The organism is Cellulophaga sp. RHA_52, from assembly GCF_007827205.1.
In the GTDB taxonomy this organism is placed as follows: Bacteria; Bacteroidota; Bacteroidia; order Flavobacteriales; family Flavobacteriaceae; genus Cellulophaga; species Cellulophaga lytica.
Map to the genome: position 1 here is coordinate 3,180,154 of NZ_VIRZ01000001.1, position 18,868 is coordinate 3,199,021.

The 18,868-nt window shown below is 30.9% G+C and carries 18 protein-coding genes; 10 read left to right on the top strand and 8 right to left on the bottom strand.

All coding sequences use genetic code 11. From position 1 onward, the window contains the following. Positions 1-109: 109 nt before the first annotated feature. Entirely contained in the window at positions 110-1,501 is a 1,392-nt protein-coding gene (locus JM80_RS14040) for a hypothetical protein (protein WP_144710663.1), read from the top strand. Between the two features lie 65 nt (positions 1,502-1,566). Here the strand turns inward: JM80_RS14040 and JM80_RS14045 are convergent, their stop codons facing one another. Next, complete coding sequence (locus tag JM80_RS14045) at positions 1,567-2,292, bottom strand: ThuA domain-containing protein (RefSeq protein WP_144710666.1); 726 nt, start codon at positions 2,290-2,292, stop codon at positions 1,567-1,569. A 455-nt stretch (positions 2,293-2,747) separates the two neighbouring features. Here JM80_RS14045 and JM80_RS14050 point away from each other — a divergent pair, with 455 nt between their 5' ends. Further along, positions 2,748-3,329 (top strand): tRNA-(ms[2]io[6]A)-hydroxylase, encoded by a 582-nt coding sequence (locus JM80_RS14050; protein WP_013622129.1) that lies wholly within the window; start codon positions 2,748-2,750, stop codon positions 3,327-3,329. A gap of 3 nt (positions 3,330-3,332) precedes the next feature. Here the strand turns inward: JM80_RS14050 and JM80_RS14055 are convergent, their stop codons facing one another. From JM80_RS14055 to JM80_RS14075, 5 genes are all read right to left on the bottom strand, one after another. Further along, entirely contained in the window at positions 3,333-4,229 is an 897-nt protein-coding gene (locus JM80_RS14055) for a Ppx/GppA phosphatase family protein (protein ID WP_013622128.1), read from the bottom strand. A 10-nt stretch (positions 4,230-4,239) separates the two neighbouring features. Then, entirely contained in the window at positions 4,240-6,315 is a 2,076-nt protein-coding gene (ppk1, locus tag JM80_RS14060; protein WP_013622127.1) for a polyphosphate kinase 1, read from the bottom strand. Beyond that, entirely contained in the window at positions 6,308-6,793 is a 486-nt protein-coding gene (locus tag JM80_RS14065) for a histidine phosphatase family protein (RefSeq protein ID WP_013622126.1), read from the bottom strand. Before JM80_RS14065 ends, ppk1 begins: the two co-directional genes overlap by 8 nt. A 95-nt stretch (positions 6,794-6,888) precedes the next feature. Further along, a complete protein-coding gene (locus JM80_RS14070; protein ID WP_144710668.1) occupies positions 6,889-8,064 on the bottom strand; it encodes a GlmU family protein in 1,176 nt (391 codons plus the stop codon). Between the two features lie 88 nt (positions 8,065-8,152). Continuing rightward, positions 8,153-8,404 carry a type B 50S ribosomal protein L31 gene (locus JM80_RS14075; protein WP_013622124.1) on the bottom strand — a complete coding sequence of 84 codons (252 nt, stop codon included), beginning with the start codon at positions 8,402-8,404 and terminating at the stop codon, positions 8,153-8,155. Positions 8,405-8,575: 171 nt separating this feature from the next. Between JM80_RS14075 and JM80_RS14080 the strand changes: the two genes are divergently transcribed. The 7 genes from JM80_RS14080 to JM80_RS14110 are packed head-to-tail and all read left to right on the top strand — an operon-like array spanning position 8,576 to position 15,243. Next, the gene (locus JM80_RS14080; RefSeq protein WP_013622123.1) at positions 8,576-9,094 is read left to right on the top strand and encodes a DUF4199 domain-containing protein; all 519 of its coding nucleotides are present in this window, start codon (positions 8,576-8,578) and stop codon (positions 9,092-9,094) included. 37 nt (positions 9,095-9,131) lie between these two features. Beyond that, positions 9,132-10,082, top strand: coding sequence for a glycosyltransferase family 2 protein (locus JM80_RS14085; RefSeq protein ID WP_013622122.1), 951 nt, complete (start codon positions 9,132-9,134; stop codon positions 10,080-10,082). Between the two features lie 30 nt (positions 10,083-10,112). Beyond that, complete coding sequence (locus JM80_RS14090) at positions 10,113-11,822, top strand: phospho-sugar mutase (protein WP_144710670.1); 1,710 nt, start codon at positions 10,113-10,115, stop codon at positions 11,820-11,822. Continuing rightward, on the top strand, positions 11,822-13,651 hold the full coding sequence (locus JM80_RS14095; RefSeq protein ID WP_144710672.1) for an ABC transporter ATP-binding protein: 1,830 nt from the start codon (positions 11,822-11,824) through the stop codon (positions 13,649-13,651). Before JM80_RS14090 ends, JM80_RS14095 begins: the two co-directional genes overlap by 1 nt. Positions 13,652-13,703: 52 nt before the next feature. Further along, a complete protein-coding gene (locus tag JM80_RS14100) occupies positions 13,704-14,243 on the top strand; it encodes an RNA polymerase sigma factor (protein WP_144710674.1) in 540 nt (179 codons plus the stop codon). Between the two features lie 33 nt (positions 14,244-14,276). Next, complete coding sequence (locus JM80_RS14105) at positions 14,277-14,804, top strand: hypothetical protein (protein WP_144710676.1); 528 nt, start codon at positions 14,277-14,279, stop codon at positions 14,802-14,804. After that, positions 14,794-15,243: a hypothetical protein gene (locus JM80_RS14110; protein WP_051456041.1), complete on the top strand. Its 450-nt coding sequence runs from the start codon at positions 14,794-14,796 to the stop codon at positions 15,241-15,243. The genes JM80_RS14105 and JM80_RS14110 overlap by 11 nt, the downstream gene beginning before the upstream one ends. A gap of 13 nt (positions 15,244-15,256) precedes the next feature. On the opposite strand, the gene JM80_RS14115 is transcribed toward JM80_RS14110, so the two are convergent. After that, the gene (locus JM80_RS14115) at positions 15,257-16,285 is read right to left on the bottom strand and encodes an oxidoreductase (protein WP_144710678.1); all 1,029 of its coding nucleotides are present in this window, start codon (positions 16,283-16,285) and stop codon (positions 15,257-15,259) included. Positions 16,286-16,566: 281 nt separating this feature from the next. Here JM80_RS14115 and JM80_RS14120 point away from each other — a divergent pair, with 281 nt between their 5' ends. Further along, positions 16,567-17,778, top strand: coding sequence for an RsmB/NOP family class I SAM-dependent RNA methyltransferase (locus JM80_RS14120; RefSeq protein ID WP_144710680.1), 1,212 nt, complete (start codon positions 16,567-16,569; stop codon positions 17,776-17,778). A gap of 75 nt (positions 17,779-17,853) precedes the next feature. Here the strand turns inward: JM80_RS14120 and JM80_RS14125 are convergent, their stop codons facing one another. After that, positions 17,854-18,288 (bottom strand): hypothetical protein, encoded by a 435-nt coding sequence (locus JM80_RS14125; RefSeq protein WP_013622114.1) that lies wholly within the window; start codon positions 18,286-18,288, stop codon positions 17,854-17,856. Positions 18,289-18,868 lie beyond the last annotated feature (580 nt).

Here is an 18,868-nt window from a genome sequence, read left to right on the forward strand (position 1 = left end):
TACACTTAATAATTAATAGTTTTTTACTTACAAAATACATCTAATAAACTAATAGAAACAAATTGCTATTAGTACTGTTTTTAATTTGCGAAAAATTAAAAATACACAAATGAAGAAAAACAATTTTAAGTCAATTATTTTTATATTATTAGCAATTAATATAATAACATCATGCTCTAATAAGGATGATGACACCAATGAAAAAGAAGACCCAATATCAAATAACGATCCTCTTGTTTACGTAGGTCAAACTACAAATGATAGATTAACAGATAACGAAGAACGTTTTTATATAGATAAAATTGCAAATAAAGAACTTGTAGCAACCTTAAATGGTAATTGCAATCCATTAGATAGTGGTATATTAAATAATGAAATAGAATCATTATCTAATGATGGTGGCGGCGTTATTAGAATTCCAAAAGGGAATTACTGCTTAAGAGATATTATACTTAGATCTAATATACACTTAAAAATAGATCCTGAAGCTATAATAGAGCCCGATTTAAGAGGAAACATTAAAAACAAAAACATAACCATTTTTGTTGTTGGTGAAGACTTCTATTTAGAAAATGTTTCAATTACAAACTTAGACGAAGATAACACTGACAGAAGCACCTGGTTTCAGTCTAATATTCCTAATGGAGAATATGGTGGTGTTAAATTAGTGGAATTTGGTAATGTGAAAAATTTCAAATTATCTGGCATAACGCTAACAGACAGCTTATCTAAGTTTTCAAATATTGTTTTAAACCTACCTGCTAGTTCAAAAACAAATGAAGTATCTACAAAAGGTGTTATAAAAAATGTTTTTATGACTAATATGCATGTTGGTTATGGAGTTATACAAATGCAAACCGGCAGAAGTATTTTATGTAAAAATATAAGTGGTGAAGGCGGTATTACAATGAGAGTAGAAACTGGTGCTGCAAAAACAAATATGTTTAACGAAAAAACTGTAGACGATATTGTTGTTAGAGATATTACTGTAAAAAATGGCGATGCCGCTATGAACTTTTCTCCACATAGAGTAGATCAAGGACGAGTAGATGTAGAAAGAGTTATTGCTACAAACTCTACGCATGCAGTACAAATAGCTGCTGGCTTTTTAGATAACAATACTAATGGTGTAAATAATTTAGGTACGTTTGACAGTAAATCTTATATTGGAGACGTAACAGTTACTGGTGGCTACGGAGCACAAGTTAAAGGTAAAGATTATAAATATTTTAGCTGTGATAAACGAAAAGAACTAATAGAAAAATGCTATAATCCAGATGATGAAAGTGTTACAGGTACATCTATAAGTGCTGTTAGAAATAATGCTAGCTCTAATGCTGATTGCGCTAATGGTAGTGATGGAGGTTGCTATGAAATAATTATAGGAAGAATTACTAAAACCAATGAAGATTTTGAGCTAAATGACTTTTTTACTTATCCAAGTAGTGAAATAAAAAGCTGTCCTAAAGTTAAAAAACCTGAAGAAGGTAATTGCAACTAAAAAAGTTTAAAAAAAAAGAAGCGTCTAGTTAACAAACTAGACGCTTTTACAATTAAATATTCTACTTACTCCTCTCCCATTGCATATTTTAGACCACCATATAAATGTTCTAAAAAAACAGGATTTTTAAATGTTACGTTAGTATGTCCTAGTCCTGTATAAAAAGCTCTACCACCATCATAATCATGATACCAAGCCATAGGATGGTAATCTCCATTTCTACCTCCGTTATAACTCTTTTCATCTAAGTTTAATAACACATTTACATCTCTATTTAAATCTTTGTAATTGTACCATTCATCAACTTTTTCCCAAGTACCTTTTAGCATTTTAGTAGCCAAATGTGTACTATCTATAACTTGTAGTGTAGCTTTCTGCACCTTAGGGTGCCCATTAAAATAACCTCCAACTAGTTTGTTATACCACGGCCAATTATACTCTGCGTCTGCAGCTGCATGTATACCCACGTAACCACCTCCAGATTTAATATATTTTTCAAAGGCTTTTTGCTCTTCATCATTTAAAATATCACCTGTAGTATTTAAAAACACAACTGCCTTGTATTGTTTTAAATTAGCCTCTGTAAACATTGCAGAATTTGCTGTAGTATCTATTAAAAAATGCTTTTCCTTAGCCATTTTTTCCAAAGCCATAACGCCACTTTCTATAGAACCATGCCTAAAACCAGCGGTCTTTGTAAAAACAAGAACTTTAGGGCTTTGTAAACCACAAGAAAAAAAAGAAATACTTAAAAATAAGAATATAAAAGCTTTAAAAAATATAGATTTCATAAAATAGTTAGTTATAAATTGGTTACTATTAATTTACCGTAAGTTAGTAAATTTATGAAAAGGGAAGTATGTTATTTTTAATCTGTTACCTCACAAGCTAATTACTACAAGTATATAAACAAAAATAAAACACACTTAAATACCTAAAAACAAGAGTTTTAACTAAAAAAAAAGCACGTTAAGCGATTTAACAAATAGTACAAATATGTTACTTTTTTCTATATTTTATTTCATTATTGAATGATTTATGTTACATTTAAGCTTTAGTATAATTTTAACAAATACACCAACTCTTGTAACCTGTTACAATAACAAGTGTTTTTTAAAGTAAATATTATATTTAAAATAACTAATCAACCAAAACCTTTAAAAGGCATATTTTCTACCTTAGAAAATATGTCTTTTTTATTTACATACAAATCAATATTATTATTTTTGCAAACTAAACAAATGCTATGCTAGGCTTAAAACTTCCTACAGACCCAAGATGGGTGAATATTGTAGAAAAAAACATTGATGACATTTTAACGGACCATGCTTTTTGCGAACAAAAAGCTGCTGCAACAGCAATTTCATTAATTGTTAGTTTTCCAGAGTACACAGAGTTGGTACAAGAGATGGTTGCTTTAACTAGAGAAGAAATGGGGCATTTTAAAATGGTTCATGATAGAATTATTGCTCGTGGTAAAACATTAGGCAGAGACCGTAAAGACAAATATGTAGTAGATTTATTAAAGTTTTTTCCTAAAGGAGGTAGTAGAACCACACAATTAGTACACAGACTTTTATATGCTGCATTAATTGAAGCTCGTAGCTGTGAGCGTTTTAGGCTACTCTCTGAAGAATTAGCAGATAAAGAGCTTGCTGAGTTTTACCGAAAATTAATGGTAAGCGAAGCCGGACATTACACTATGTTTTTAAATTTTGCTAGACAATATGGAGACCGTGATGAAGTAGACCAAAAATGGCAAGATTTGCTTGAGTATGAAGCTACCCTAATGAAAAACTTAGGAGCAACTGGTAACGTACACGGATAAACATTAGATAGAGTCTTTGTTTTTCTGATACAAAGTTTTAATCATACCATCTGAAAGGCCTATTTTAGGCACATGTATTTTTTTAGCTCCAGACCACTTTGCTGATGATAAAAATACACGTGTGGCTGGTATAATTACATCTGCCCTATCTTGATTTAAACCCAATTCAGAAACCCTATCTTCATAAGACATACTCTCTAAAAAATGATACTGAGCATTAAGCCAAATATAAGATAAAGGTTCTCCTATTTTTCGGCCAGACATTTTATGTAGCTTATTTATATTACCACCAGAACCTATTATAGACACCTTAGACAAATCCTTAGTATACAATTTTATCCATTCTTCAAGTTGGCTCCATACTTTTGCTCCAACCATATCATTAAGTAACCTAACAGTACCTATTTTAAAAGATTTTGATGCTATTAATTTTCCTTCAGAAAAAACAGTAAACTCCGTACTACCACCACCAACATCTATATATAAATATGCTTGGTCATTATTAATAAGTTCTTTTAAATCTGTAGAAGCTATAATAGCAGCTTCTTTTTTGCCATCTATAACCTCTATATTAACACCAGCTTCTTCTCGTATTTTTTCAATAACCTCATACCCATTATTAGCTTCTCTAATTGCAGAAGTTGCACAAGCCATATAACTTTCTACTCCATTAACATTCATTAATAATTTAAAAGCCTTCATAGCATCTATCATACGCTCAACATTACGGTCAGATATTTCACCAACAGTAAATGAATCTTCACCTAAACGTATAGGAACCCTAACCAAAGAACTTTTCCTAAATTCGGTTTTCTTGTCTTTAGCTTCTATAATATTATGTATAAGCAGCCTTATGGCATTAGAGCCAATATCTATTGCTGCAAGCTTAAAAATCTTCAAAATAAAAAATCTATTTACTTAATTTATTCTTGTAATAATTATATAATTCAAACTGAGATCGTAACTCAGGCGCATCATTTTTACGGTATGCATTATCTTGCTTTTCTGAAAAAATACGAGCTTTTAAATTATCATTCCAAGAAATATCAAACGTATCTAGTAATTCTTTTTTTATGTCTTCATCATAAATAGGGCAACCAACCTCTACTCTAAAGTCAAGGTTACGTGTCATCCAATCTGCAGACGAAATATAAACTTTAGGATTACCATTATTACCAAATACAAATAACCTAGTATGCTCTAAAAACTTATCTACAACACTTATGGCTTCAATATTCTCACTCATTCCTTTTACTCCTGGAATTAAACAACAAACACCTCTAATAATTAGCTGTATTTTTACACCTGCATTACTAGCCTCATACAATTTGTCTACCATTTTATAAGACGTTAGGCTGTTCATCTTAAGTTTTATGTAGGCTTCTTTACCTGCTTTAGCGTTTTCAATCTCTTGATCTATTAACGCTTTAAAAGCATTTTTTGTATAATGAGGAGAAACTATTAAGTGTTTGTACTTATTAATTTTATAGGTAGTTTCAAAAAAATCAAAAACCTTGTTTAATTCTTTTAATATTGATGAATGCGCCGTAAAAAGTGTATAATCTGTATAAATTTTAGCCGTAGACTCATTAAAATTGCCGGTACTTATAAAGCCATAGCGTTTTAACTTTTCATTCTCTTCTCTTTCTATTAAACATATTTTACTGTGTACTTTTAAGCCCGGTACACCAAAAATAAGTTTAACTCCTTCTGCCTGTAAAAGTTCTGCATATTGTATGTTTGCTTGCTCATCAAACCTGGCTTGCAACTCTATCTGGACCGTTACCTGCTTACCATTTTTAACAGCGTTAATTAATGAAGATACTACCTGAGAGTTACTAGCAAGCCTATAAACTGTTAATTTTATAGTTCTTACTTGCGGATCTAAAGCTGCTTCTCTTAAAAATTTAGTAATGTAAGAGAAAGTATGATAAGGAGTATACTGCAAATGATCTTTCTCTGCAATTTGCTCTAATATGCTGCCTTCAAAATTAAAATCCTTAACTAATAAAGGTGTTATTTTATCATACATAAGATCTTTACGTCCTAAACTAGGAAACTTCATATAATCCCTACGATTATGGTAAATACCACCAGGAATAATACTATCAGTTTCTTCAATCCCCATTTTCTCCATCAAAAAAGACAACGTATCTTTTGCTATCCTTTTATCGTAAACAAAACGCACAGGATCACTAATTTTACGATGCTCTACACTTGAAGATATTTTTTCAATAAAACTTTTACTTAAATCGTTATCTATATCTAGCTCTGCATCTCTAGTTATTTTAATCATATGTGCAGATATAGACTCATAAGTAAACATATTAAAAATATGACGTAAAGAATATCTAATTAAATCATCTAAAATAATGATGTAGTTTTTATCACCTTCTTTAGGTAGCACCACAAAGCGGTCTATATCTTTTGGTATTTCTATTAAAGCGTATTTATTTTCTGGCACCTCTTCTGCACCATCCAAACTGGTTAATACCATTTTAACGGCCAAATAAGCCGCAGTATCTTTTAATAAAGGAAATTCTCTTAAATCATTTAAAACAATAGTCATTAAACGCGGACTAACTTTTTCCATAAAGTAAGTCTTAATAAAAGCGGCCTGACTTTTACTAACTTCTTTTTCGTTAATGATAAATATGTTTTCTGATTCTAATTCTTTTTCAATATCACCAAGAATTTTTAAACTTTTAGTTTGCTGCTTAATTACAATTTTGGTAATTTCTTCTAATAAATCTTTTGCTTTTTCTCCTCCCAAAACACTTTTACCTGTTTTACCAGCATCTACAATACGCTTTACAGTTGCATAACGTACTTTAAAAAATTCATCTAAATTATTAGAGAATATACCTAAAAAACGTAATCTTTCTATTAAAGGCACTTTAGTATCTGCGCTTTCTTGCAGTACACGTGCATTAAAGCTTAACCAACTAATTTCTCTATTTATGTATTGATTTTTTGACTTAATCATTCTTTAACTGTTTAGGAAATATTACATTCTGCGTACTACCTTTGGCAATAGCATTCCAATCTAAAATATTAAAACTTAACTCTACCAATCCAGACGTAGGCACATTATCTATTACTTTATCACCATACATATTTACAATGTGTGTTAAAGCGTGGTTGTGACCAAAAATTACAACGTTTTGCAATTTATTATCTAATGATTTTATAAACTTGATAACGTGCTCTCCAGAAAAATCATAAAGCTCGTCATAAATGCGTAGCTCGTTAGAAGGTATATTTAAAACTCTTAAAAAGATATTACATGTATGCAAAGCTCTATTAGCCGGACTAGAAAAGACAGCATCTATAACCGGCTCTTTTAGTGCGCTAGCAACCAAATAAGCATCATTAATACCACGTTCTAACAGAGGCCTATCTCTGTCCGAAACATCGTAATTCCAAGAGGATTTTCCGTGACGAATTAGGGTAAGTTTTTTCATTTAATTTTAATGCTACTATAGATTAAAAAATTAAATGGAAAAATACAAAAACTTATTAGATTTAACTTAAAGTATTAATGGTTCTTAATTATTTTTTAATCTTTTCTCCATTTTTTTGTTTCTTCAAAAACGTGAGTCAAGATAGCTTCATCTTCTGCAGTAAACTCAACATTACGCCTTGCCATCATAATTTTAGCAGTTTCAAAAGCTTTTTTAGTACCGTATGTTGTAAAACCAGATGCACCACCCCAACTAAAACTAGGAACAAAATTTCTAGGGAAACCAGGCACATAAATATTTACATTTACACCAACTACTGTACCTGTATTAAACATTGTATTTATAGCACTTTTACTGTGGTCACCCATCATTAAACCACAAAACTGCAAGCCAGTTTGCTCAAAGCTTTCGCTATCATAATTCCAAAGTCTAACCTTAGCATAATTATTTTTTAAGTTAGAGTTGTTAGAATCTGCACCAATATTACACCATTCTCCCAAAACAGAGTTTCCTAAATACCCCTCATGACCTTTACTAGAGTAGCCAAAAATAACAGAGTTACTAACCTCACCACAAACTTTACCGTAAGGCCCAATAGTTGTTGCTCCGTATATTTTAGCACCCATTTTTATTACAGCATTGTTGCACAATGCCAACGGACCACGTACCATAGCGCCTTCCCAAATTTCAGCATCTTTACCTACATAAATAGGTCCTTTTGTTGCATTTAACATACAATACTCCACTTTTGCACCTTCTTCAATAAAAATATTATCGGGGTTTATAAGTGTATTAGTTTTAGATATTGCAGCACTTTTTCTGCCAGCAGTTACCAAATCAAAATCTGCTTGTAAAGCAGCTTCATTTTTAGAAAAGATATCCCAAGTTTTTTCAACAGTTAGTACGTCTTCTTCAAAAAAGATTTCTTCATAAGAATTAAAATCTACTTCTTCCTGCGCTTCTTTTGCAAAAAAAGCAACAATATTATCTTTATGATATATGACTTGGTTTTCTTTTAAGTTTTCTATTAAAGCAACCAAATTAGGGTTAGGCAAGTATGAAGAATTAATCATTACATTTTCCTCTAACTCTACCATTGGAAACTTATCACTTAAATAGTCTTCTGTTATTGTACTTGTAGTGCTCCCTAAAAACTTTTCCCATTTTTCTCTAATAGTAAGTATTCCTATTCTAATTTCTGCAACAGGTCTAGTATAAGTAAAAGGCAACAAAGCTGTTCTTGCAGCACCATCAAATAAAATATAATTCATAAGACTAAAGTATTTTGTATTAAACTAAAAAAGTCACGTTTCAAAACTAATTGAAAAGTGACTTTTAAATATTATTGTAAAGAAATTATTACTTTGAAAATTTCTTGTATTTGTTCTTAAATTTATCAATACGCCCTGCAGTATCCACTAACTTAGCTTTACCTGTGTAAAATGGGTGTGATGTTCTAGAGATTTCTAATTTTACTAATGGGTATTCAACACCATCAACCTCTAATGTTTCTTTTGTATTTGCTGTAGATTTAGTTAAAAATACTTCATCGTTAGACATATCTTTAAACGCTACTAATCTATAATTCTCTGGGTGTATACCTTTTCTCATTTTTTAAAACTTTAATTCTTCTAAATAAATTTAGCGGTGCAAAAATACGCTTTTTTATGAAAACCACAATATTAAAGTAAAAAAAATAATAAAAAAATAACTCGTTATTTTCTGTAACAAAATTAATAAAATGAATACTTATAATATAACAACCAAAAAACAAAAATTAAAATGGAAGAGAATACACCAAAAACAGGGAAATATGCTTTAAAATATGGTTTAATGCTAGGCGGTATTAGTATTGCCTTTGTACTAATGTTATTTTCACTAGATATGCATTACCAAGGAGGCGCAATGGTATTTTTAATTAGTGTTCTATTGTCTTTAGCTTTTATCATAATAGGTATGGTACAATTTAAAAAAGATAACGGAGGATTCATATCTGTAGGTCAAGCTTTAAAAGTAGGTGTAGGTATTAGCTTAATAGGTGGCATAATAGGCGTAATATTTAACCAAATACTTGCAGGTGTAATAGACCCTGATTTTATGGCTAAAGCAACTGAATATCAAAAAGGAATGCTTTTAGAATCTGGTTTATCTATGGAACAAATAGAAGCTAATATAGAAATGTCTAAACCTTTTCAAACCCCTGTAATGCAGATCTTATTTGGTCTTCTTTATAGTATAGTTGCAGGGTTTCTACTTTCATTAATTCCTGCATTCTTAATAAAAAAGCAAGAAACAATTTAGGAATTTGTACTTTTGAATATATTTTCAAGAGTACCTTATGAATTTATCTATTGTTATTCCTCTTTTAAACGAGGAAGAATCTTTAAAAGAACTACATGATTGGATTGTATCCGTAATGCAATCCAATCATTTTTTATATGAAATACTTTTTATAGACGATGGAAGTACAGACAATTCTTGGAAGATTATTTCAGAACTTTCTGCTGCAAATACTAATGTAAAAGGCATACGTTTTTTAAAAAACTTTGGTAAATCACAAGCATTACATGCAGGTTTTAAAGCTGTAAAAGGTGATGTTATAATTACTATGGATGCTGATTTACAAGACAATCCAGAAGAAATTCCTGAACTTTACAACCTTATTGTTAAAGATGGTTTTGATCTTATCTCTGGTTGGAAAAAAAAGCGTTACGACTCTGTAATTGCTAAAAACTTACCCTCTAAATTATTTAACTGGGCAGCACAAAAAACATCTGGTGTTAAACTGCACGATTTTAATTGTGGATTAAAAGCCTATAAAAAAGAGGTAGTTAAAAACATAGAAGTTTCTGGAGAAATGCATCGTTATATTCCTGTACTTGCTAAAAATGCAGGTTTTACTAAAATTGATGAAAAAGTTGTGCAACACCAAGCACGTAAATACGGAAGTACTAAATTTGGTATGGAACGTTTTATAAATGGTTTTTTAGATTTAATTACTATTTGGTTTTTATCTAAATTTGGAAAAAGACCAATGCACTTGTTTGGTGCTTTAGGCGCTCTAATGTTTATTATTGGGTTTGGATTTGCGCTTTATTTAGGTATAGATAAACTTTTTCTTAATAGATTTGGCAGATTAATTACAGAACGACCACAATTTTACATTGCCTTAACCGCTATGGTTATGGGTAGTCAGTTATTTTTAGCCGGCTTTATAGGAGAAATAATTGTACGATCTAAAAAAAATGAAACAAGATATTCTATTTCTGAAAAATTAAATATCAACTAAAATATATTTTACCACTTAAAACCATTAAAAATGAGTTCTATTTTAGACACAGCAAAAACTTGGCTAACGGCTACTTTTGATTCAGATACTAAAACAAAAGTAGAGCATTTAATAAATAACAACACAGAAGAATTAAACGATAGTTTTTATAAAAACCTAGAGTTTGGTACTGGCGGTATGCGAGGCGTAATGGGAGTTGGTACTAACCGTATTAACAAATACACATTAGGGAAAAACACACAAGGTATAAGCAACTATTTAAAAAAAGTATACCCTAATGAAGATTTAAAAGTTGTTATAGCTTACGATTGTAGACACAATAGTGATACACTTGCCAAAACCGTTGCAGAGGTATTTTCTGCAAATGATATAAAAGTCTATTTATTTTCTGAATTAAGAACCACTCCTGCTTTATCTTTTGCTGTTAAGCATTTAAACTGCCACGTTGGTATTGTGCTAACAGCTTCTCATAATCCGCCAGAATATAACGGTTACAAAGTATACTGGACAGATGGCGGACAAATTGTACCTCCACAAGATAAAGAAATTATTGCAGAAATAAATAAGTTAGATTTTAGTGAAATTAACTTTAATGCTAATGAAACTAAAATTGAGTTAATTGACACAGAAGTAGATGAAGCTTTTTTAAGTGCATCTGTAAAAAATGGTAGTTTTAATGCAAAAGATAAGGACAACTTTAAAATTGTTTTCACTTCTTTACACGGTACGTCTATAACTGCTGTGCCAGAAGTTTTAAAGCGTGCTGGTTATACTAATGTTACAGTTATTGAAGAGCAAGCTAAACCAGATGGTGATTTTCCTACGGTTGTTTCTCCTAACCCAGAAGAACCAGAAGCATTGTCTATGGCCATAAAAAAAGCTGAGGAAATTGGTGCTGATATGGTTATTGGTACAGATCCAGATTGTGACAGACTAGGTATTGCTGTTCGTAATTTAGAAGGCAAACTAGAACTGCTAAACGGAAACCAAACTATGGTTTTAATGACTAAATTTCTTTTAGAACAACGCAAACAAAAAGGGTTTACTGGAGATGAGTTTATTGGTTCTACTATTGTTTCTACACCAATGATGAACAAGTTGGCAGGTTTATATAAAGTAGAATGCAAAACTGCTTTAACAGGCTTTAAATGGATAGCTAAAATGATAAAAGACGCACCAAACCAATATTTTGTTGGTGGTGGCGAAGAAAGTTTTGGTTTTATGGTTGGTGACTTTGTTAGAGATAAAGATGCGGTTACCTCTACCCTATTGGCTTGTGAAATTGGTGCAAACGCAAAAGCAAACGGTAGCTCTTTTTATCAAGATTTAATAGCTACTTATGTTGACTGTGGTTTCTACAAAGAAAAGTTAGTCTCTTTAACCAAAAAAGGCGCTTCTGGTGCTGAAGAGATTAAACAAATGATGGTAGATTTTAAAGACAATCCTGTTACTACTATAGATGGTTCTAAAGTAGAATGGATAGAAGACTACAACACATCTACAGCAAAAAATATAATTACAGGAGAAGAAAAAGAAATTAACATTCCTAAATCTAATGTACTAATATACATTGCAGAAGATGGAACAAAAATGGCTGCAAGACCAAGTGGTACAGAGCCTAAAATAAAATTCTATTTTAGTGTAAATACCAATTTAGAAAAAGCGGAAGACTTTTCTGTTGCAAACAAACAGTTAGAAGAAAAAATAAACAGAATTCTAAAAGAACTGAATTTAAATTAATGAAATATTTTCAAAAAATACTAGTATATGCAAAGCCTTATAAAACGTACGCAATACTAAACATAATTTCTAATATCTTTTACGCTTTATTTAGCACGCTAGCAATGGTATCTTTATTTCCTATGCTATCTGTATTATTTGGGCAAACAGAATCTATTACTGTTGCTCCAGAGTGGACAAGTATCACAGAAATTAAAGATTACACAATAAATTATTTAAACTATTACATTACGCAAAATGTTGGCAGCGGTAACCAAGGAGACGCTTTAATGTTAATGGTTGGTTTGGTTATAGGTATGTTTTTCTTAAAAAACTTATTTGGCTATTTAGCTATGTATTTTATCGCTTTTTTAAGAAACGGTGTTTTAAAAGATTTAAGAAATGCTTTATATAACAAAACTGTAGAACTACCAATATCTTATTATTCTGAAAAAAGAAAAGGAGATACTATTGCACGTATAACTTCTGATGTTTTAGAAATTCAACACTCTTTTTTATCTGTTTTAGAATTAGCAGTTAGAGAGCCACTTACCATTATTTTTACCATTGCAATGATGGTTGCTTTTAGTGCTCAACTAACAATTTTTGTATTTATTTTTCTTCCTATTTCTGGTTTTATTATTTCATTAATTGGTAAATCGTTAAAAAAGAAATCTGATAAAGTACAGAAAGAACAAGGTACATTTTTATCAATTTTAGAAGAAACCTTAGGGGGCTTACGCGTAATAAAAGCATTTAATGCAGAACAAACTTTTGCAGGTACGTTTCAAAAATCAACCAACAGATTTTTTAAATTCTCTAATAGCCTATTAAACAGACAAAACTTAGCTTCACCCGCTAGTGAGTTTTTAGGCATTGGTGTAATTGGCATTTTACTTTGGTATGGCGGACAAATGGTTTTGGTTGAAAAAAGTATAGAACCAGAACTTTTTATTACCTATATGGGACTTGCGTACCAAATACTTACTCCTGCAAAAGCTATAAGTAAAGCATCATACGGTGTTAAAAAAGGTAATGCTGCGGCAGAGCGTGTATTAGAGATTTTAGAGACTAAAAATCCTATTGCTGAAAAAGAAAACGCAATTGCTAAGGAAGCGTTTAATAAAAACATAACCCTAAAAAATATATCTTTTAAGTACGAGGATGATTACGTGCTTAAAAACTTTAACTTAACAGTTAACAAAGGAAAAACCATAGCACTTGTTGGTCAGTCTGGTAGTGGTAAAAGTACCATTGCAAACCTAGTTACACGTTTTTATGATGTTAACGAAGGCGAAATTGCTATAGATGATGACAACATAAAAGACCTTACTAAAAAGTCACTTAGAGATTTAATGGGCTTAGTTACACAAGATTCTATTTTGTTTAATGACACCATTAAAAATAATATTGCATTAGGTAAAACAAATGCAACTGAAGAAGAAATTATTGAAGCTGCAAAAATTGCAAACGCACACGACTTTATAATGGAACAGCCAAATGGTTATGACACTAACATTGGTGATAGCGGAAATAAACTAAGTGGCGGACAAAAACAACGTTTATCTATTGCACGTGCAGTACTTAAAAACCCTCCAATAATGATTTTAGATGAGGCTACCTCTGCTTTAGACACAGAGAGCGAGCGTTTGGTACAAGACGCATTAGAAAAAATGATGCAAAACAGAACCTCTATTGTAATTGCTCACAGGTTGTCTACCATACAAAGTGCAGACACAATTGTAGTGTTACAAAAAGGAGAAATTGTAGAGCAAGGCACACATACACAGCTAATAAACAACAACAACGTCTATAAAAAATTAGTAGATATGCAATCATTTGACGTTTAGTATTAAACCTTATTGTATAAATTAAGTCAAATACACAAATAGTACACTATTGATGACCGAAGAAACTTTAGTACATCAACTAAAAGAAAAAAACTCTCAAGCAAAAGCTTTTGAGGTTCTTGTTGATACCTATAAAGAAAGGTTATATTGGCACATACGTAAAATTGTACTTAACCATGATGATGCAGATGATGTGCTACAAAATACATTTATAAAAGTGTATAGAAATATTGATAAGTTCAAAGGCGAAAGCAAACTGTTTTCTTGGATATACCGTATTGCTACTAATGAATCCTTATCTTTTTTAAAAACAAAATCTAAAATGCTTGGTGTTACAAGCCACGAATTACAAGATTTACTATTAGAGAACTTGCAATCTGATATTTATTTTGAAGGTGACGAAATACAATTAAAACTACAAAAAGCAATTAGCACATTACCAGAAAAGCAAAAATTAGTATTTAATATGAAATATTTTGACGAATTAAAATACGAAGAAATATCAGAGATACTAGGTACTTCTGTTGGTGGTTTAAAGGCATCTTACCATCAAGCAGCAAAAAAAATTGAAAATTATTTAAAAAGTAATTAAACCATTTAGAATATTGACAGTCAAAGAATAAGTATGAAAAGCCTACCAAAAAATAGCGGATTTAAAATGCCAGAGTCTTATTTAGATAATTTCTCTGAAAAACTGAACAATACTATTGCTCAGGAACAAATCGCTATTCCTAAAAAAGAAGGCTTTACAGTACCAGATAATTATTTTGACAGTATACACCAAAATATACAAACCAAACTAAACCAAAAAACAGAACCTAAGGTTATAAAACTAAGTTCTTTTAAAAAGAGATTATACGCAACATCTAGCATTGCTGCGGTAGTAGCTATTTTAATTGCTGCAGTAGTTTTTAACAACAGTTCTACCCCTATATCTTTTCAAGACATAGCTGCCTCAGATATTGAAAGCTATTTTGATGAAAATGATATTGATTTCCCTACGTACGACCTAGCACAAATAATATCAATAGATGATATTAATGTGTCTGACGTTACAGAAAGTGAAATTAACGAAGATGAAATTATGAACTATTTAGAGTCTAACAATGGTATAGACATACAAGGTATTTATTTAGATGAAGATGAAAAATAAAATCCAAACATTAATAACTATTCTAGTTTTCTTTATAGGAACTACGTTTTTCTATGGACAAAGAAACGACTGGGAAAAAATTAAATCTTTAAAGGTTGCTTTTTTTACAGAGCAATTAGAACTATCTAGCAATGAAGCTAAAAGTTTTTGGCCTATTTATGATGAGTTTGAAAAAGAACTTCATAAACTATATGATGACAGGCGAGACTTAAAAAGAAAATATGACTACAACAATTTATCTGAAGAAGACTCTAAACATTTACTAGAAACTTACATAGAGTTTGAAAAAGAAAAAGTAGACATTACCAAAACATATTATGCTAAAATAAGCAAAGTATTAAACTACAGAAAAACATACAAACTTGCTCGTTTAGAAGAAGACTTTAAACGCAGACTAATACGTGAATACAGGGACAAACATAAAAAAGGAAAGCAATAAGCTTTCCTTTTTTTTATTTAAAAATTAATTTAGATATGCGGTCTTTACCTGCTGCATAAGCAAGGGTATCATTTACAAACCTAATGGTGTAAAAACCTTCTTTAGACAACTCTTTCCACGTCTGTCCTTTATCACTAGAATATGCAATACCTGTAAAACCTACAGCTACTAGTTCATTACCATTGCGCTCTGGTACAAATTGCACACAACTTTTATAATCTGGTTCTTTGCCATCTGCAACTAAACTCCAGGTTACACCACCATCTGTGGTTACTGCTTTATTTTTAATGTTTTGTTCTGGCTTTGTAAAATCTCCTCCAATAGCAAAACCTAAATTTTCGTTATAAAAATCTAAAGAAAAAATTCCGTGTGTTTCTCCCAAACCTGTCATTGGTACACTAAATACATCCCAAGTAGTTCCTTTATCTGCAGAGTAAAAAACACGACCTTTAGTGGTAGCTATCCAAGTTTTATCTCCTACAATTTTAATGTTGGTATTACTTGCTGCAAAAGCACCTTCACCAGCAATACCTTCAGGTAAATTATTACACGCAATCTTATTCCAACTATTACCACCATCTCTAGTAACAATAACAGATAAGCAACCATCTACACTATCGCCAACCGCAATACCTTCTTTAGAGTTCCAAAAGTTAATTGCATCATAAAAAACGCCATCACCTTTTTCGGTATAAACCAATTCCATTTTTCCGTTTTCACCTGTTTTATATAATAAAGCTGGGTTAGTTACTGATAACATAAAAAAATCTGCTCCAGTTGTACCAACAGCTCTAAACTCAGGTAAAATAGTATCGTATTTTTGCACATTGGTTATTACCTTATTTGTTTTTAAATCTACAGAGCCAAAAACACCATTGTTACCCGCAAAACCTACACTACCATCTAAAACCTCAATAGCTCTAATACTTACATTTTTAGTATAAACGTCTTTTACTACAACAGAGGTAAAAGGTTTAACCTCATTTTTTTGTTCACAAGCAAAAAGGGCTAAAGCACAAATTGCTACTACTAATTTCTTCATTTTCTTCTAATTTTGTGTATTCTACAAATACTTTACATTATAAGTATTTACTATTTAAATACGTAGATACAGCCTAAAATAGCTATTTACACATATATATTTCATCAAAAATAAGTGTATTCCTTTCTAAAACAATACCTTTGCAGCCATATTTTTTTTAAACTAATTGTTAGTGTTTTATCTTTTTAAAAATTACACAACATAAATTTAAAACTTATATAAATTCTAGTTTAAAGTTTTACATAAAAACTCCTAGAAAATAAAAACAATAAAAAGTAAAAATGAAGTTACACAGAAACTTAGTATTTGCGGTAATAGACGCACTTAACCTTATTTTTAATGAAGATGAATATGCAGATAAGGTTGTAGAAAAAGTTTTAAAATTTGATAAACGTTGGGGATCTAGAGATCGTGGTTTTATTGCAGAAACTACGTATGAAATTGTACGCTGGAAAAGATTATATACAGAAATTGCCGAAGTAAAAGCTCCATATAGCAGACCTAACCTGTTTAGAATTTGGGCTGTTTGGGCTGTTTTAAAAGGCATAGAATTGCCAGACTGGAAACAAATTGAACCAACACCTACAAGAAGAATTAAAGGAAGATTTGATGAATTGTCTAAAATTAGAAAATTTAAAGAATCTATACCAGATTGGATTGATGAAGTTGGAGAAAAAGCTCTAGGTGATAAAAAATGGACAAAAGAAATTAACGCTTTAAATAAACAAGCCGAAGTAGTTTTAAGAGTAAATACTTTAAAAACAACAAAGGCCAACTTACAAAAAGCTTTATTAGAAGAAAATATAGTTGCCAATCCTATAAAAGGATATCCAGATGCTTTAACACTTACAGAAAGAGCTAATGTTTTTAGAACAGAAGCGTTTAAAAAAGGAATGTTTGAGATGCAAGATGCGTCTTCACAATTAGTTGGTCACTTTTTAGATGTTAAACCTGGGCAGCGTGTAGTAGATACTTGTGCTGGTGCAGGAGGAAAAGCATTGCACATTGCTGCTTTAATGGAAAACAAAGGGCAATTAATTGCTTTAGATATTTATGGCAATAAATTAAAAGAATTAAAAAGACGTGCAAAAAGAGATGGTGCACACAATATTGAAACTAGAGAAATAGACTCTACCAAAGTAATAAAAAAACTGTACAACAGTGCAGACCGAGTTTTAATTGATGCTCCTTGTACTGGTCTTGGTGTACTAAAACGTAATCCGGATGCTAAATGGAAATTACAACCAGAGTTTTTAGATAAGATTACAAAAACACAACAAGAAATTTTACAAAGCTATAGTAGAATAGTAAAATCTGGAGGAAAACTGGTATATGCCACTTGTTCTATTTTACCACAAGAAAACAACGACCAAGTTATAGCATTTTTAGCCTCAGAAGCTGGTAAAGATTTTACCCTTGTTAAAGAAAACAAAGTTTATGCATCTGACTCTGGTTATGATGGTTTTTATATGGCTTTATTAGAAAAAAAATAATACGCCTAACAATACAACATAAAAAAAGTCGGCTCTAACCAGCCGACTTTTTCGTTCCCAAATACAAATTATCAATTATAATCCAATCCTAACGCTAGGTACTCTAACGCCAACATTAGTCCTTACTACAGTTGAGCGTCTTGGAGCTCTTCTGTAATTATTATAGCTATAGTAAAACGTAGCATGACTGTGGTAATGGTCACTATGATGACAGTGAGAATCACAATGTGCAGCGTGTTCTGCATACGCATCTCTCTTACCCTTCATATACGCTCTATAAGCCTTTCTATCTCTTTTCTTTAAGTTTTTCTCATATGCCTTTTGGTCTTCCCAAAATTCTTCCTCATCTTCTACAGCTATTTCTGTAGACTGTTCATAAGCGGCATCTTCTTTAGCTCTTTGTTCATAGTAAGATAGTTTTTCTTTTTCTGTAACTTCTTTCTCTTGCCCTACCACAGTAAATGTTACTGTCATTAAAATTGCTGTAAATAAAAAATGTACTTTTTTCATAAAATTTGGTTTTTAAAATGTTATTACAACCATTAATAATGCTGCAATACACTCTTAAAACAATCAACACTAAAAAAACCCTACTTTATTTTTCAAAAAAATTATCTACCACATAAGTTGCTTAACAAACAACAACTATACAATGGTTTACAACATATAATTTATAAAACTAGATATTGGTAATACATTAGCAGTATAATTAGTCAGAATAAATTTTTCATTTTCATATAGTGTTCTCGTAAAAAGAGTCTTGTTTTTGCCAACAAGACTCTTTTTTACTTATAAACAATTAAAAAACAGCGTTTTACCAAGATCCAAATACCAATAAAAAAACATCACAACATAAATTGCTTAACAAACAACAACTATACAATAGTTTACAACATATAATTTATAAAACTAGATTTTGGTAATACATTAGCAGTATAATTAGTCAGAATAAATTTTTCATTTTCATATAGTGTTCTCGTAAAAGGAGTCTTGTTTTTGCCGACAAGACTCTTTTTCATTTTAGATTCTTTTAAACACAAACTAGTCATTTCTTTATTAAAGAATAAAACGTAAACTAGAGATAGAAGAA